The sequence below is a fragment of the Streptomyces sp. NPDC001700 genome (assembly GCF_053596435.1).
The window spans coordinates 337,541-353,253 of the sequence record NZ_JBSFGE010000004.1; the positions used below are offsets into that span (position 1 = coordinate 337,541).

At 72.4% G+C, this 15,713-nt stretch carries 15 protein-coding genes; 8 read left to right on the plus strand and 7 right to left on the minus strand.

Annotated features, from left to right (window positions below; all coding sequences use genetic code 11):
- Window positions 1-2: 2 nt before the first annotated feature.
- Window positions 3-590: an HhH-GPD-type base excision DNA repair protein gene (locus ACWC5C_RS09970; RefSeq protein ID WP_450874959.1), complete on the minus strand. Its 588-nt coding sequence runs from the start codon at window positions 588-590 to the stop codon at window positions 3-5.
- Window positions 591-822: 232 nt separating this feature from the next.
- Here ACWC5C_RS09970 and ACWC5C_RS09975 point away from each other — a divergent pair, with 232 nt between their 5' ends.
- Both ACWC5C_RS09975 and ACWC5C_RS09980 read left to right on the plus strand, forming a co-directional pair.
- The gene (locus ACWC5C_RS09975) at window positions 823-1,608 is read left to right on the plus strand and encodes a sigma-70 family RNA polymerase sigma factor (RefSeq protein WP_450874960.1); all 786 of its coding nucleotides are present in this window, start codon (window positions 823-825) and stop codon (window positions 1,606-1,608) included.
- Between the two features lie 24 nt (window positions 1,609-1,632).
- Window positions 1,633-2,304: a dienelactone hydrolase family protein gene (locus ACWC5C_RS09980; protein WP_450874961.1), complete on the plus strand. Its 672-nt coding sequence runs from the start codon at window positions 1,633-1,635 to the stop codon at window positions 2,302-2,304.
- Between the two features lie 32 nt (window positions 2,305-2,336).
- On the opposite strand, the gene ACWC5C_RS09985 is transcribed toward ACWC5C_RS09980, so the two are convergent.
- Window positions 2,337-3,398 (minus strand): ATP-dependent DNA ligase, encoded by a 1,062-nt coding sequence (locus ACWC5C_RS09985; RefSeq protein WP_450874962.1) that lies wholly within the window; start codon window positions 3,396-3,398, stop codon window positions 2,337-2,339.
- Window positions 3,399-3,492: 94 nt separating this feature from the next.
- Between ACWC5C_RS09985 and ligD the strand changes: the two genes are divergently transcribed.
- From ligD to ACWC5C_RS10005, 4 genes are all read left to right on the plus strand, one after another.
- A complete protein-coding gene (gene ligD, locus ACWC5C_RS09990) occupies window positions 3,493-4,497 on the plus strand; it encodes a non-homologous end-joining DNA ligase (protein ID WP_385444146.1) in 1,005 nt (334 codons plus the stop codon).
- Between the two features lie 34 nt (window positions 4,498-4,531).
- On the plus strand, window positions 4,532-5,524 hold the full coding sequence (locus tag ACWC5C_RS09995) for a GlxA family transcriptional regulator (RefSeq protein ID WP_450874963.1): 993 nt from the start codon (window positions 4,532-4,534) through the stop codon (window positions 5,522-5,524).
- A gap of 102 nt (window positions 5,525-5,626) precedes the next feature.
- A complete protein-coding gene (locus ACWC5C_RS10000; protein WP_450875144.1) occupies window positions 5,627-6,475 on the plus strand; it encodes a PhzF family phenazine biosynthesis protein in 849 nt (282 codons plus the stop codon).
- Between the two features lie 172 nt (window positions 6,476-6,647).
- Entirely contained in the window at window positions 6,648-7,832 is a 1,185-nt protein-coding gene (locus ACWC5C_RS10005; protein WP_450874964.1) for a trans-sulfuration enzyme family protein, read from the plus strand.
- A 12-nt stretch (window positions 7,833-7,844) separates the two neighbouring features.
- Here ACWC5C_RS10005 and ACWC5C_RS10010 read toward each other — a convergent pair whose 3' ends face one another.
- Window positions 7,845-8,288, minus strand: a complete 444-nt coding sequence (locus ACWC5C_RS10010; protein WP_450874965.1) for an Lrp/AsnC family transcriptional regulator — start codon at window positions 8,286-8,288, stop codon at window positions 7,845-7,847.
- A gap of 171 nt (window positions 8,289-8,459) precedes the next feature.
- Between ACWC5C_RS10010 and ACWC5C_RS10015 the strand changes: the two genes are divergently transcribed.
- Both ACWC5C_RS10015 and ACWC5C_RS10020 read left to right on the plus strand, forming a co-directional pair.
- Window positions 8,460-9,758 carry an amidohydrolase family protein gene (locus ACWC5C_RS10015; protein WP_450874966.1) on the plus strand — a complete coding sequence of 433 codons (1,299 nt, stop codon included), beginning with the start codon at window positions 8,460-8,462 and terminating at the stop codon, window positions 9,756-9,758.
- A gap of 61 nt (window positions 9,759-9,819) precedes the next feature.
- Window positions 9,820-10,632 (plus strand): MBL fold metallo-hydrolase, encoded by an 813-nt coding sequence (locus ACWC5C_RS10020; RefSeq protein WP_385444156.1) that lies wholly within the window; start codon window positions 9,820-9,822, stop codon window positions 10,630-10,632.
- On the opposite strand, the gene ACWC5C_RS10025 is transcribed toward ACWC5C_RS10020, so the two are convergent.
- The 4 genes from ACWC5C_RS10025 to ACWC5C_RS10040 all read right to left on the minus strand — a co-directional run bounded on the left by ACWC5C_RS10025 (window position 10,625) and on the right by ACWC5C_RS10040 (window position 15,627).
- Entirely contained in the window at window positions 10,625-11,767 is a 1,143-nt protein-coding gene (locus ACWC5C_RS10025; protein WP_450874967.1) for an asparaginase, read from the minus strand. The genes ACWC5C_RS10020 and ACWC5C_RS10025 overlap by 8 nt on opposite strands.
- A gap of 65 nt (window positions 11,768-11,832) precedes the next feature.
- Window positions 11,833-13,917, minus strand: coding sequence for a SpoIIE family protein phosphatase (locus ACWC5C_RS10030; protein WP_450874968.1), 2,085 nt, complete (start codon window positions 13,915-13,917; stop codon window positions 11,833-11,835).
- 88 nt (window positions 13,918-14,005) lie between these two features.
- Window positions 14,006-14,860, minus strand: a complete 855-nt coding sequence (locus tag ACWC5C_RS10035; protein ID WP_450874969.1) for a caspase family protein — start codon at window positions 14,858-14,860, stop codon at window positions 14,006-14,008.
- Between the two features lie 128 nt (window positions 14,861-14,988).
- Complete coding sequence (locus tag ACWC5C_RS10040) at window positions 14,989-15,627, minus strand: TetR/AcrR family transcriptional regulator (protein WP_450874970.1); 639 nt, start codon at window positions 15,625-15,627, stop codon at window positions 14,989-14,991.
- Window positions 15,628-15,713: the final 86 nt, after the last annotated feature.

The window sequence follows — 15,713 nt, forward strand, 5'->3', positions numbered from 1 at the left end:
CTTCAGCCCGCGCCGCCCGCCTTGGCCTGCTTCTTCATCTGCTGCTTGTACGAGCGCACCTTGTCCAGCGACTCGGGCCCGGTGATGTCGGCCACCGAGCGGTACGAGCCCTCCTCGCCGTACGCCCCCGCCGCCTCGCGCCAGCCCTCGGGCCGCACGTCGAAGCGCTTGCCGAGCAGGGCCAGGAAGATCTGGGACTTCTGCTTGCCGTAGCCGGGCAGGGCGTTGAGCCGCTTGAGGAGTTCGGCGCCGGTGGCGGCGTCGCGCCACAGCGCGGCCGCGTCGCCGTCGTGGTGCGCGACCAGGTACTGGCACAGCTGCTGGATCCGCTTGGCCATCGATCCGGGGTAGCGGTGCACGGCCGGTTTCTCCGACAGCAGCGCCGAGAACCGCTCGGGGTCGTACGCGGCGATCTCATGGGCGTCGAGGTCGTCGGCGCCCAGCCGTCGCGCGATCGTGTACGGGCCGGTGAACGCCCATTCCATGGGCACCTGCTGATCGAGCAGCATGCCGGTCAGCAGGGCGAGGGGGCTGCGGGCGAGGAGGGCGTCGGCCTCGGGCTGCTGGGCGAGGCGAAGGGTGGCGTCCATCCCCGGCGGATACCCAGCGCTCCGGTACCGAATCACCCGGTGTCACAATTCCCCCCAAAGATGCAGAAATAGGTGGGCGATTTAGCCGAATTGCACGACCTTGGGGGGCATGCGAGCCTGGTTGCGACCGCAGAACCGACCGTGAAACCGATCGCCCCCAGAGAGCGGGACCCACCGCATCACCGCTGTGCCTCGGGCAGGCCGTGACATCGGACCACGGAGGCGAGTGACCATGCCAGCAACCGTGACTCGCCGCCGACGCCACGACGACACCCCCGACACCGGCGGCGCCTTTCTGCGCATGTCCCGGCTGCCGTCCGGGCCCGAGCGCGACGCGCTGCGCGAGGCGATCATCTGCGCGTGGCTGCCGGTCGCCAAACGGCTGGCGCTGCGCTTCCGCAACAAGGGCGAGAACATGGAAGACCTCACCCAGGTCGCCTCGCTGGCCCTGGTGAAGGCCGTCGACCGCTACAACCCGGACCTCGGCCACGCCTTCCCCTCGTACGCCATCCCCGTCATCACCGGCGAGCTGAAGCGGCACTTCCGCGACTATCTGTGGACGCTGCACATCCCGCGCAACATCCAGGAGGTCCGCTCCCGCACCCGCTCCGCGCGCGACGCGCTGGAACAGGAGCTGGGCGGCCGTACCCCGACCGTCGGGGAGATCAGCCTCCGCACCGGCATGCCGCAGGAGGACGTACGCGCCGGTCTGGAGGCCAGCGCCTCCTGCACCCCGCTGTCCCTCAACGCCGCGGTGCAGGGCGCCGAGGAGCGGCTGCTCGCCGAGACCGTCGGCGCGGACGACGCCGCGATCGAACGGGTCGTCAACCGGGAATCGCTGCGGGTGCTCATCGCGAACCTCTCCGAACAGGACCGCTACGTGCTCTACCTGCGGTTCTTCGCCGGGCTCTCGCAGAGCCAGATCGGCGAGATCCTCGGCTTCTCGCAGATGCACATATCCCGTCGGCTGTCCCGGCTCTACAGCGAGCTGCGCCAGGGGCTGCTGGCCCACGCGTAGCGCTCCCGGGAGGAGGTGGCCACGATGCGCTCCGAGACCGCCCGTATCGCCGCCGACGACGCCCTGCTCGTGGGCGATCTGGCCCTTCCCGAACCGCCCGGACAGCCCATCGGGGTAGTGGCCTTCGCCCATGGCAGCGGCAGCTCCCGGCACAGCCCGCGCAACCGCGCGGTGGCCGGGGTGCTCCAGTCGGCGGGGCTCGCGACGCTGCTGTTCGACCTGCTCACGGACGCCGAGGAGCGGGTGGACGCGATCACCGCGGAGCACCGCTTCGACATCCCGCTGCTGGGACGGCGGCTGGTGGCGGCGGTCGACTGGCTCGCCGGGCACCCCGCCACCAGCGGACTGCCGGTGGGCCTGTTCGGCGCCAGTACGGGCGCGGCGGCCGCCCTGACCGCCGCCGCGGAGCGGCCGCAGCGAGTACGGGCCGTGGTGTCGCGCGGCGGCCGCCCCGACCTGGCGGGCGGGGTGCTGAACCGGGTGGGCGCGCCCGTACTGCTGGTGGTGGGCGGGGACGACCATGAGGTGCTGCGGCTGAACGAGCAGGCCGCCGCGATGCTGGCCGCGCCGCACGAGCTGTATGTGGTGCCCGGCGCGACCCATCTCTTCGAGGAGCCCGGCGCGCTGGAGCAGGCGGCGGAGGCGGCGCGGGACTGGTTCGCGCGCATGGCCGAGCAGCGCGGCGCCAAGCGTTAGAGCGTCGGCGGCGCCCAGCGCTAGAGCGTGCGTCAGCCGCCCAGCACCTCGCTCAGGTCGTACGACACCGGCTCCTCCAGCTGCGCGTACGTGCACTCCCCCGGCTCACGGTCGGGCCGCCAGCGCCGGAACCGGGCGGTGTGCCGGAAGCGGTCGCCCTGCATGTGGTCGTACGCCACCTCGCACACCCGCTCCGGGCGCAGCGGCAGCCAGGACAGGTCCTTGACGCCGGTCCAGCGGCTGGGCGCGCCCGGCATCCGGCTCCGCTCGTGCGCCTCCTCCCGTGCCCAGTCCGCCCACGGGTGGCCCTCGACCGACTCCATGCGCAGCGGCTCCAGTTCGGTCATCAGCTCCTGGCGGCGGCGCATCGGGAAGGCGGCGCAGACACCGACGTGCTGGAGGCGGCCGCTCGCGTCGTGCAGGCCGAGCAGCAGGGAGCCGACGACCGGCCCCGACTTGTGCAGCCGCAAGCCCGCCAGCACGCAGTCGGCGGTGCGCTCGTGCTTGACCTTGATCATGACGCGTTCGCCGGGCCGGTAGCCGAGGTCGGGGCGCTTGGCGACGATGCCGTCGAGCCCGGCGCCCTCGTAAGTGTCGAACCACCGCCGGGCCACGTCGAGGTCGTCGGTCCAGGGGGCGGTGAACACGGGGTCGGCGGCGTCGCGCAGCGCCTCGGTCAGGGCGTCGCGGCGCGCGGTGAGGGGTGCGTCCAGGTAGGAGGTGTCGCCGAGGGCGAGGAGGTCGAAGGCGACGAAGCCCGCCGGGGTGGTCCGGGCCAGCATCCGTACCCGGGAGTCGGCGGGGTGGATGCGCTCCAGGAGGGCGTCGAAGTCGAGGCGGCCCTCGCGGGCGATGACGATCTCGCCGTCCAGGACGCAGCGCGGCGGCAGCTGGGTGCGGAAGGCGTCGACGAGTTCGGGGAAGTAGCGGGTGAGCGGCTTGCCGGTGCGGCTGCCGACCTCGATCTCGTCCCCGTCGCGGAACACGATGGCCCGGAAGCCGTCCCACTTCGCCTCGTACCGCATCCCGGGCGGGATGCTGGCCACCGACTTGGCCAGCATCGGTGCCACCGGGGGCATCACCGGAAGGTCCATGATGTCTTCGATTGTGCGGCCGCCGGGCCCCGCGCGCCCGCCGGGAGACGGCTTCCGGGAGGTGGAGCGGGCGGAGTGGCCCTAGCGTTGGTGTATGGCAGAGACGGTGGAGCTTGACGTCGGTGGGCGCGCGGTGCGGCTGTCCAACCCCGGGAAGGTGTACTTCCCGGAGCGCGGATTCACCAAGCTCGACCTCGCCCGCTACTACCTCGCCGTCGGCGACGGTGTGCTGCGGGCGCTGCGGGACCGGCCCACGACGCTGGAGCGCTACCCGGACGGGGTGGAGGGGGAATCGTTCTTCCAGAAGCGCGCGCCGAAGAACCTGCCCGACTGGATCCCGACCGGCCGCATCTCCTTCCCCAGCGGGCGGTACGCGGACGAGCTGTGCCCCACCGAGGCGGCGGCCGTGGTGTGGGCCGCCAACCTGGGCTGTCTGACCTTCCACCCGTGGCCGGTGCGGCGCGGCGACACCGAGCACCCCGACGAGCTGCGTATCGACCTCGACCCGCAGCCGGGCACGGACTACGCGGACGCGGTGCGGGCGGCGGGCGAGCTGCGCCAGGTCCTGGACGAGCTGGGGCTGCGGGGCTGGCCCAAGACCTCGGGCGGGCGCGGGCTGCACGTCTTCGTGCCCATCGCGCCGGAGTGGACCTTCACCCAGGTGCGGCGCTCGGCGATCGCGGTCGCGCGGGAGCTGGAGCGGCGGGCGCCGGAGCGGATCACCACGGCGTGGTGGAAGGAGGAACGCGGCCAAAAGATCTTTGTAGATTACAATCAAACCGCGCGGGACCGCACCATCGCCAGCGCCTATTCCGTACGCCCCCGGCCGCACGCCCCGGTCTCCGCCCCGCTGCGCTGGGACGAGGTGCCGGACGCCCGGCCGCGCGACTTCGACCTGGCCACCATGCCGGTGCGCTACCGCGAGGTGGGCGACGTACACGCGGACATGGAGGAGCACACGTACCGGCTGGACGGCGCGCTGGAACTGGCCGACCGGGACGAGCGGGATCACGGTCTCGGCGACCTTCCGTATCCGCCGGAGCACCCCAAGATGAAGGGCGAGCCGAAGCGGGTCCAGCCGAGCCGCGCCAAGCACTGACTCTGTTGTGCGCCCGAGGTGCGAGAATCGGGCCATGGCCGCTGCCTTCACCCACCCGGACCGCCACCGGGTGGCCGTGCTCGTGCGGCACGGGCTGCTGCCGTTCGAGCTGGGCATGGCGCACCGGCTGTTCGGCCGGGCCGTCTCGGCGTCCGGCGAGCCGCTGTACGAGGTGGTGACGTGCGCGCTGGTGCCCGGTGAGGTACGTACGGACTCCGACGTCAGCGTGAACGTCGCCCACGGGCCGGAAGCGCTGGCCGAGGCCGACACGGTGATCGTCCCGGCCGCCAACGAGAAGGACGCGCCGCAGACCGAGGGCCGCCTCGGCCCCGCCCTGGCCGACGCTTTCGCCCACATCCGGCGCCCCGGCACCCGCATCGCCTCCATCTGCACCGGCGCCTTCGTCCTGGCGGCCGCCGGTCTGCTGGACGGCCGCCGGGCGACGACCCACTGGCAGGCCGCCGACCAGTTCCGGGCGCTGTACCCGTCGGTCGAGCTGGACCCCGACGTCCTGTACGCGGACGAGGGCGACGTCCTCACCTCCGCCGGGGACGCCTCCGGCATCGACCTGCTGCTGCACCTGATCCGGCTCGACCACGGCTCCGCGGTGGCCGGTGAGGTCGCGCGCGGCGCCGTGGTGGCCCCGCACCGCGACGGCGGCCAGGCCCAGTTCATCCGCCGCCCCGTCCCGGCCCCGCACGGCACCTCCACGAGCGAGGCCCGCGCCTGGGCCCTGACCCGCCTCGACCGCCCGCTGACCCTCGCGGAACTGGCCGCGCACGAGTCGATGAGCGTACGGACGTTCTCGCGCCGGTTCCGGGAGGAGGTCGGTATGACCCCCGTGCGGTGGCTGACCCAGCGCCGCGTGGAACGCGCCTGCCAGCTCCTGGAAGAAACCGACCTCCCGGTGGACCAGGTAGCGGCGGAAGCGGGCTTCGGCACGGCGGCGTCGCTACGGATGCACCTGCGCGAGGCCCTGGGCATCTCCCCCACGACGTACCGCGCCACGTTCCGCGGCGTGGAGTAGCGGGCCGCGGGAGCGGGCCAGTCCACTTTGTCGTCACTGGCTATGTCCCAACCGACCGGCGCCCGTTGGGATGAAGCTGTTATCCGCTACCGAAAGGCCGTGATGACCATGCCGCGCACCCGCGCGTTCGTACAGGCTGACGTGTTTTCCACGACCCCCTATCGCGGCAATCCGGTCGCGGTCGTCCTCGACGGGACGGACGTGACCGACGAGGAGATGCAGCACCTGGCGCGTTGGACCAATCTGTCCGAGACCACGTTCGTGCTGCCCGCCACCGTCCCGGAGGCGGACTACCGGCTACGGATCTTCACGCCCCAGAGCGAGCTGCCGTTCGCCGGACACCCCACCCTCGGCTCCGCTCGCGCCTGGCTGGACGGCGGCGGCATGCCGCGGCACGCCGACCGCATCGTGCAGCAGTGCGCCGCCGGTCTGGTCACCGTTCGCCGCGGCGACGGCGTTCTGTCGTTCGCCGCCCCGCCGCTGGTCCGCGACGGCGCGCTGGACGACGCGTACCTGAAGGAGGTCGTCGCCGCGTTCGGCATCGGCCGTGACCGTGTCCTCGCGCACCAGTGGGTCGACAATGGACCCGGCTGGGCCGTGCTCCGACTGCCCACGGCCGAGGAGGTCCTCGCCCTCGAACCCGACCTCTCCCTCATCCCGGACGCGATGGTCGGCGCGATCGGGGCCTACTCCGCCGGTTCCCCGCACGACTTCGAGATGCGCACCTTCGCGCCCCGCTGCGGAGTGGCCGAGGACCCCGCCTGCGGCAGTATGAACGCCGCCGTCGGACAGTGGCTCACCACCACCGGCACGGTCTCCTCGACCTATCGGGTCTCCCAGGGCGCGCGGGTGGGACGGGCCGCGACCATCGAGGTCACGGCCGACGCGGACGGCACCGTCTGGGTGAGTGGTGCCACGACCATCTGTATCCGCGGCACGATCGCCCTGTGACCCGTCCACAGGTGGCGCCATGAGCACAATATTGCTCGAATCGCTCCCCTAGCACCATCCAGTGCCTCGCTCCGGCGCAATATGCTGCCAACATTGCTGAGATCGGTTCACTTCGACGGACCCGTCGGCCACGCTTGAGCGCGTCATACCGATGGACCACGAAGGGGCAACCATGCCGGGCCACAGCACCGTCACCGTCCACACCGATCGAGAGGTCCGGCCCAGCCGCGCCGTGGCGCCGCCCATCTACCAGACGGCGGCGTTCTCGGCCGCGGACGCGGAGACGTTCGCCGGCGCCGCGGTCGACCGGCGGGGCCAGGACTTCTACACCCGCTTCGGCAATCCGAACCACGCCCAGGTCGCGGCCGTCGTGGCGGAGCTGGAGGGCACCGAGGCGGCCATGGTCACCGCGTCCGGGATGGCCGCGCTGACCACCGCCGTGCTGGCCCTGGTGTCCACCGGTGACCATGTCATCGGGCAGCGGTCCACCTACGGCGGCACGGCGTCGGTCCTGCTGAACCTGCTGCCCCGCTTCGGTGTGTCGACCACCCTGGTGGACCAGACCGGCCCGGAGGCCTTCGAGAAGGCCCTGACCCCGCGGACCCGCCTGATCCTGGTGGAGTCCCCGAGCAATCCGCTGCTCCAGATCACCGACCTGCGCGCCGTCGCGGACCTGGCCCGCGCGCACGACGTACCGACCATGGCGGACAACACCTTCGCCACGCCGCTGAACCAGCGCCCGGCGGACTCCGGCATCGATCTGGTCTGGCACAGCGCGACCAAATACCTCAACGGTCATTCCGACGTGTCCGCCGGAGTGCTGGCCGGCCCGGCCGAGCTCCTGGACCGGATCTGGGATACCGGTCTGCTGACCGGTGCCGTCCTCGGCCCGTTCGACGCGTGGCTGCTGCTGCGCGGGATGCGCACCCTTCCGCTGCGGATGCCCCGGCACAACGCCAACGGCCAGGCGCTCGCGGAGGCCCTGAACGACCATCCCTCCGTGAGCCGTGTGCACTATCCCGGCTTGGCGTCCCACCCGCAGCACGAGCTGGCCGCACGTCAGATGAGCGGGTTCGGCGGGGCGCTCGGCATCGAGTTCGCAGGCGGTTTCGAGGCGGCCGACGCGTTCCTCGGCCAACTGCGCTACGCCCGCCGGTCGGCCAGCCTCGGCGGCGTGGAATCGCTGGCCGTGCACCCCGCGTCCATGTGGCGGGGCATGCTCAGCGAGGACCAGCTCGCCGCCGCGGTTCCGCCGGGCCTGGTCCGGCTGGCCGCGGGCACGGAGGACACGGCCGACCTGGTCGCCGACGCGCTGGCCGCGGCCGACGCGGTGGCCGCCACCGCCGTGGGCACCTGAGCGGATCGTGTGTCACGGGGTGTGGGCGGAGAGCGTCTTCATGGTGACGTAGCTGTTCACCATGGCGACGCCGGGAAGGTCGGCCAGCCGGTTGGCGTGGAAGTCCTCGTAGGCAGCCAGGTCGGCGACCTCGACCTGAAGCAGGTAGTCGTAGTTGCCGGTGACGTGATGGACGTGGACCACCTCGGGCAGTTGGACCACCGCCCGTTCGAACGCGGTCACGTCGGCGCGCTTGTGCCTCATGAGCCGGACACCGGCGAACACGCGGAGGCCGCGGCCGAGGGCCGCGGGGTCGATCTCCGCCCGGTAACCGCGGATCACGCCGGTTTCCTCAAGCCGGTTCACGCGCCGCAGGCAGGGGGACGGCGACAGGCCGACCCGGGCGGCGAGCTCGGCGTTGCTGATCCGCCCGTGCTTTTCGAGCACGGCGAGGATGGACCGATCTACCTCATCCATAAGGGCAGATTATTGCTCGATTTTGCTGTGTACCACAACTTGATGGCTCGTTCGGGCGCAATTTCCTGCCAACGTTGCCGAGATCGACCCATGGCGACGCGCTGATCAACAACACTCTGCCGAGTCGTCGACCCGGACGAACAACCCCCTTTCTCGTGGAGGAGTTTTCAGATGAGGACCCTGCTCACCGGCGGCACCGTGGTCAGCATGGACCCGGCCGTCGGCGATCTCGAACGCGGTGACGTGCTGATCGAGGACGGCGTGATCGCCGAGGTGGCCGAATCGATCGAAGCCCCGGACGCCGAGGTGATCGACGCGACCGACCGGATCGTCATGCCCGGCTTCGTCGACACCCACCGGCACACCTGGCAGACCGCGTTCCGCGGCGTCGGCGCCGACTGGACGTTCCCCGAGTGGGCGGTGGCGATGCACGGCACGCTCAAGCCTCACTACCGGCCCGAGGACGTCCACCTGGGCACCCTGCTCGGCCGGCTGGAGGCCCTCCACTCCGGTGTGACGACGATGCTGGACTGGTTCCACTGCGCACAGGGCCCCGAGCACGCCGACGCCGCCGTCGAGGCGCTGCGCGACACGGCCGGACGGTCGGTCTTCTGCCACGGCGCGGGGTGGGGCACCACCGGCCCGGTCGACGCCGAGATCCGCCGCGTCCGGGCCGCGCTTCCCGGGGACGGGCTGGTCACCATGGCGTTCGGGCTGCGCGGCGCGGACGACACCAGCATGGACACCGTCGCCGAGGAGCTGAAGCTGGCGGCCGAGCTGGACCTGCGGACCAGCGTCCACGTCACCTCCGACGGCACCCAGCGCCCGATCGCGGACCTGCGCGAGCACGGGCTGCTGCGGGACACCACGACATTCGTGCACGCCAACGGGCTCGGTGACGACGAGCTGCGGATGCTCGCCGACGCCGGCAGCTCGGTGTCGATCAGCCCGGACGTCGAGCTGCGGATGGGCTTCGGCTGGCCGATGACCGGCCGGATGCTGGCCGCTGGAGTGCGCCCGACGCTTTCCGTCGACGACGTCCCGTCCGTCGGCGGCGACATGTTCGCCACCATGCGCACCGCCTTCGTGGTACAGCGCGGTCTGGACGGCGGCCTCAACTCCCGGGACCTGCTGGAGTTCGCCACCGTCGACGGCGCCCACGCGCTGGGCCTCGCCGCCCGCACGGGCAGTCTCACGCCCGGCAAGGACGCCGATGTGATCCTGCTGAGCACCGACGACATCACCGTGCTCCCGGCAACCGATCCGGCCGGCACGATCGTCGCGGCCGGTCACCCCGGCCTGGTCGACACGGTTCTCGTCGCGGGACGGGTCGTCAAGCGGGACGGCGCGCTGGTGGACGTGGACCTGCCCGCGTTGAAGACACGGCTGGTGGCATCCCGCGACCAGGTCGCCGCGGCCGCCGGAATCCCGCTCGACGGCACCTGGCGTCCACGGCCGGAGGCGGCGTAACTCCCCACGCCGGCCCCAGGCCCGTCACACCCGTTCATCACCCACGCCCCCGGAGGAATCGATGCGGATCGGTGAGCTCACGATCCATCCCCTCACCGACGGGACCTTCCGCGCCTCGCCCGCCTACTTCGGCGAGCACGCCCACCCCGAAGGCCACGAGGACCTGTTCCTCCGGCCCGACGACATGGCCTGGCTGCCCATCGGCTGCTTCCTCGTCCGCACCGGCGACCGCGTCGTCCTCGTCGACGCCGGTATGGGACCCGCGATCGACGACCACAGCCCCCGCCGGCTTCTCGTCGGCGGTCAGCTCCTGATGGGACTGCGCGCCATCGGTGTGGCGCCTTCCGACATCACTGACGTCGTCTGTACTCATCTCCACTCCGACCACTGCGGGTGGCTCTTCGACCGCAACGCCGACCCGGTGTTCGCCGGTGCCACCATCTGGTTCGGCGCGGGCGACTGGGACCACTTCGTCGACGGCCCGAACGGGGCGATGCCCGACCACATCCGCGACGGCCTCAGGGCGACCGCCGAGCGGGGCAGCCGCCTCCAACTGCTTGACCAGGACACGACGGTGGCACCCGGTATCACCCTGACCATGACGCCCGGACACACCCCCGGGCACCTGTGTGTCATCGTCGCTTCCCAGGGCCGCCGCGCGATTCTGCTCGGCGACGCGGTCGTCTGCCCGGTCCAGCTGGACGAGCCCACCTGGCGTTCCATGGGCGACGTCGATCCCGGGCTCGCGCAACGGGTGCGCGAGCGGCTGTTCCGTGAACTCGAAGACGAGACGGCTATCGGCGTCGGCGCCCATTTCCCCGAGCTGGAGTTCGGCCGCGTACTCACCGGGCAGGGCCGCCGCTGGTTCACCTGACCAGGCGTTCTGGGCCCAGGGTGGTGAACCAGCGCTGGATGCGGTCCTCGTTGTGGGTCTTCGCCAGCGACAGCGTCAGCAGCAGCCGGGCCTTCTGCGGCGTCAGATCCTGCGCACCGACCACACCCCGCACATCAGGGTCGTACACCGCACCCGACCCCGTGCGCGAGGCCGACGCGAAGAGCACGCCGTCCTTCACCGCGTCCGCACGCGCCTCCGTCATGGCCGGGGAGAGACCGCCCGCCCCGGTGCCCGCGGTGACGATACCGGCCGCACCCGCGTCGGCGAACGCCTTGACGGCCTCGGGCCCGGCGCCCTGGTAGCTGTAGGCGATCTCGACCTTCGGCAGCGGCCGCCGGGCGAGACGATCCAGGTCGAAGGGGGTCTGCCAGCCCGGCTTGCCGCATTCCCGCACGCGCGCCGGGGCCCGGTCGAGGCGGATGTGGTTCTGGTCGACGACGCCCAGCTCACCGCTGCTGCCGCTGGTGAAGGCGTTGAGCCGTAGCGCGTCGGCCTTGCGGACATCGCGCGCGGCCTGGATCTGGTCGTTGAGCATGACGACGGTCCCGAAGCACGTGGTGCGGCCGCTCGCCGCGAGGTGGATCGCGTTGTAGAGGTTGGCGGGGCCGTCGGAGCCGATGACCGTCCAGGGGCGCATCGCGCCGGTGAGCACCACGGGCTTGTCGCTGCGGACGGTGAGGTCCAGCCAGTACGCGAACTCCTCCATGGTGTCCGTACCGGTGGTGACGACGACCGCGTCGTTCGTCCGCAGCGCGTCATCGACGGCGGCGGTGAGCTTCCGGTATTCGGAGACGGAGTAGTCGTTGGAGTCCTTGTTGCCGAACTGCCGGGTCCGGACGTCGGCGAGCCGGTTCACCTCGGGCCTCAGGTCGTCGACCAGCCGGGACACCGGGAGCTGGCCGGACTCGTAGTTCTGGAAGGACACCCGGCTCTTGGCCACGCCCGCGATGGTGCCGCCGGTGCCGATGACGGCGACCTGGGGCTCGGGGCCGCGCTCCGGCTCCGGCGCCGCGCGGGCCCCGGCCGTACCGCCGACGCCAACACCAACGCCGAGGCCAAGGACGACGGCGATCAGGACGATCAGGACGGTGGACGCGCGGGCGAGCTGGTGCATGGGAACAATGCCATCCCGATTCCGGTCGCTTCCGGGCATGTACGGCTTATCCCACCGTACCCATGTCACGAGCGCCCGCACAGCCGGGCCAGCAGCAGCGCCACGTCGTCGTCCGGCGCCCCGTGCAGCGCCGCCAGCACCTGGTCGCAGATCCGGTCCAGCGAGCCGTGCCGGTGGCGGCGCAGCAGCTGGACCAGGGTGTGCAGGCCGACGTCCAGCGACTCGTGCCGCTTCTCCACCAGGCCGTCGGTGAACAGGGCCAGCACCGCGCCCTCGGCCAGTTCGCAGTCGACCGAGGCGAACGGAACGCCGCCCACCCCCAGTGGTGCGCCGCTCGGGGTGTCGATCAGCTCGGCGGCGCCGCCCGGGTGGACCAGGACCGGCGGCAGATGGCCCGCGGTGGACAGCTCGCAGTGCCCGGTGCGCGGGTCGCAGACCGCGTACAGGCAGGTGGCGATGGAGTCCCCCAGAGTGCTGGTGATCTCGTCGAGGTGGCGCAGCAGCTCGACGGGCGGCAGGTCGAGCTTGGAGAAGGCGCGGGTGGCGGTGCGCAGCTGCCCCATGATCGCGGCGGCGTGGATGCCCTTGCCCATGACGTCCCCGACGACCAGGCCGACCCTGCCGTCCTCCATCGGCAGCACGTCGAACCAGTCGCCACCGGCGGCGCTGACCGCGGGCAGATAGCGGGAGGCGGTCTCCAGGCCGTCGAGGTCGCGCGGCGGCAGGGACAGCAGGCTGCGCTGGAGGGTGAGCGCGGCGTCGCGTTCCCGCCCGTACAGGCGGGCGTTGTCGATGGCGAGGGCGGCGCGGATGGCCAGCTCGCAGGCGAGGGTCAGATCGTCCTCGTCGAACGGCCGGGGGTTGACCGTGCGGTGCAGGCTGAGGGTGCCGAGCACGCTGCCGCGGGCGATGAGCGGGGCCGCGATGTAGGAGTGGACGCCCTCGCGCCGCAGCACGTCGGCGGCGGCCTCGTCGCGGGCGATACGGCGTATGTCCTGCTCGGACGTGTGCGGCACCAGGATCGGCGCGCCGTCGCGCACGCACTGGGCGATCATGCGGTTCGGGCCGTAGCGGGCGATCTCGCCGACCGGGTCGGCGGCGTGGACGGCCTCGGTCGGGTAGCCCGCGGCGACGGCGAGCGCCCGGAAGCGGGCCGAGCCGTCGCTGCGCACCCGGGCCACGGGTTCGCGGTGCACGACCGCGTCGAGGACGTCGACGGCGGCGAGGTCGGCGAGCCGGGGCACCGCCACGTCGGCGAGTTCCTGGGCGGTCTGCCGCAGGTCCAGGGTGGTGCCGATGCGGACGCCCGCGTCGGCGACGACGGCCAGCCGCTCGCGCGCCTCGGCGACCTCGCTGGCCGCCCGGTGGCGCGCGGAGACGTCGATGACCGAGACGGCGATGCCCAGGACCCGGCCGCCGGAGTCCTCCAGCCGGTAGTACGACTCCGACCAGGCGTGGTCGTGGTCGGGGTCGGCGGGGGTGCGGCCGATGGTCTGCTGGTCGAGGATCGGTTCCCCGGTGGCCAGGACGCGCCGCATGGCGGTCTCGATGGCCTCGGTGTCGAGCCCGGGCAGCATCTCGCTGATCCGGCGCCCGCGCACCAGGGGTTCGGCCATGCCGTTCATGCTCTGCAGCGACGGGTTGGCGCGCAGCCACCGCAGCTCGGTGTCGAACACCGCGAGCCCCACCGGCGACTGCTCGATCAGCAGGCCCGATACGGCCAGGTCGGTCTCGACGCGCCGTACGGTCGCCTCGTCGGCGGCCAGCCCGAGGGCGTACGCGTCGCCGTGGCTGTCGTGGAGGCCCATGGTGTGGAACTCGACGCGCACGGTGGAGCCGTCCCGGCGGCGGACGGGGAAGACGCCCGCCCAGGTGTCGCCCGCCCGGACCCGGGCGAACAGGTCCGCGGCCGCCCGCCGGTCCTCCGGGCGGACGAGCAGCAGGTCCGCGCGGCGCCCCAGCGCCTCGGCGGCGGGAAAGCCGAACAGCAGCTCCGCCTCGGGGCTCCACAGGGTGACGCGGCCGTCGGCGTCGAGCACCACGGCGGCGACCCGCAGGAGGTCGAGCACCCCGCCCGCGACGGAGGCCAGGCCGTCGTCACCCGCCCGGTCCGCCTCGCTGTCCTGGTCAAGACGGTCATGCGTCGTCATACCGGCACCTCACCGGCTCGCCGTGCCCTCCCTCTGTCATACCTCGCCCCGCGCGCCACCGCACCACCGATGGGGGACCCGGCCACCGTCAGATGGTGAACGGGCGCTGCCCGGCGAAGGCGGGGCGCGCGGCTCCGGCCGTCGCCAGATGGGGGGTCTGGTCCGGGGGCATCCGCCGGACGATCTCCCGGTGCAGCGCGCGGTAGCTGCCCGGGAACACCCCGCCCCGCCAGACCTCCAGCAGGGTGCCGGTGAACAGTCCGTTGACGGTGCCGTCGGCGGAGGTCTGGTTGTCCTGGCAGCCGGAGATGTGGAGCACCCCGGCGTCGATCCTCGCGAGGTCCTTGGCGGTGCGGGTCTTCTGGATGCGGTCGTAGAGGTCGCGGTCGCGCGCGTAGACGGCGGCCTGTACGGGCTGGGGCATGGCCCGCAGCCGCCTGCCGATCTCGCGGGGGTCGTCGGTGTCGAAGCGGCGCCCGAGTTCGTCCGCGCTGAGCACCTCGGGCAGCCGCCGGGCGACCGCGCCGCTGTGGCAGCTGTCCGACAGCATCCAGATGCGCACGCCCTTGGCGAACTTGCCGAACAGCGCGAACAGCTCGTCGTCGACCAGCTGGCGGTCGTACAGCGCCCAGGTCGCGTCCAGCCGGTCGCCGCTCTCGTCGTGGTTGAGGTCAGGCACCTGACCGCCGTGGCCGGAGTAGGTGAGGAAGAGGATGTCGCCCTCGACCAGCCGCCCGGCCGCGGTCTCCAGCGCGGAGGTCACCGCCTCGGCGGTGGCACCGCCGCTCAGCAGCGGGCCGGTGACCTCGAAGCCCGCGGCAGCGGCGAGCCGGGCCATGTCGGCCGCGTCCTGCTCGCACGCCTTCAGCTCGCCGCTCCAGCCGTCGTACGCCACGGGGTCGACCTGGTTGAGTCCGATATGGACGGAGAGACCGGTGGGCATGGGGGCTCCTCGGGTGGCGGTCGACCGGACAGTGCGCGGCGCGGCCGCCCCGCGGGCGACGGATCGCCCTCCCCAGGATGATGCGGCGCCCTCCCCCGCCCCGCCCTGTTTTCCGGGCCCATACGGGGCTAGTCCGCTACGTCCCGCTGCGCGGAGCCGGTCAGGGCGTGGGTGACGAGGTCGGCGGTGCGCTCCAGATAGCCGGGCTCCGGCGGCACCCCGCGCACCGCGATCCGCCAGTAGACGGGCGCGGCGAGCAGATCGAGCGCCAGCTCGCGGTCCAGGTCCGGCGGCAGCTCGCCGCGCGCCACCGCGCGGTCCAGCACCACAGCCCCACGGGCGCGGCGCGGCGCGGCGATGGTGTCGGCGAGCGCCCGCGCCAGCCCCTCGTCCCGGCGCGCCTCGGCGACCAGGTCCGGGACGATCCGGCTGAACTGCGGATGGGTCAGCCAGTCGGCGACCGCCCGCAGCGCGGCCAGCACATCGCCGCGCAGCGACCCGGAGTCGGGCAGCTCGACCATCGAGACGCTCAGCTCGGACGCGACGTCGATGACCATCTGCTCCTTGGAGGGCCACCGCCGGTACAGCGCGCTCTTGCCGACCCCGGCCCGCTTGGCGACGGCCTCCATCGACAGCCGTCCGTAGCCCTGTTCGGCGAGTTCGTCGAGCACGGCCGCGCGGATGGCCTCGGTCTTGGCCGGGCGCAGCGTGGCGGCGCCGCTCGGGGCGCGCCGGGCGGGCGGGGAGGGGCGAGTGGGTTCCGGCATGGGCCGACCCTAGCAGATGGACGGGACGGTACCGTTCTGTTTAGATGACGAACGGGACGGTACCGTCCCGTCCATTCAATCCGAGG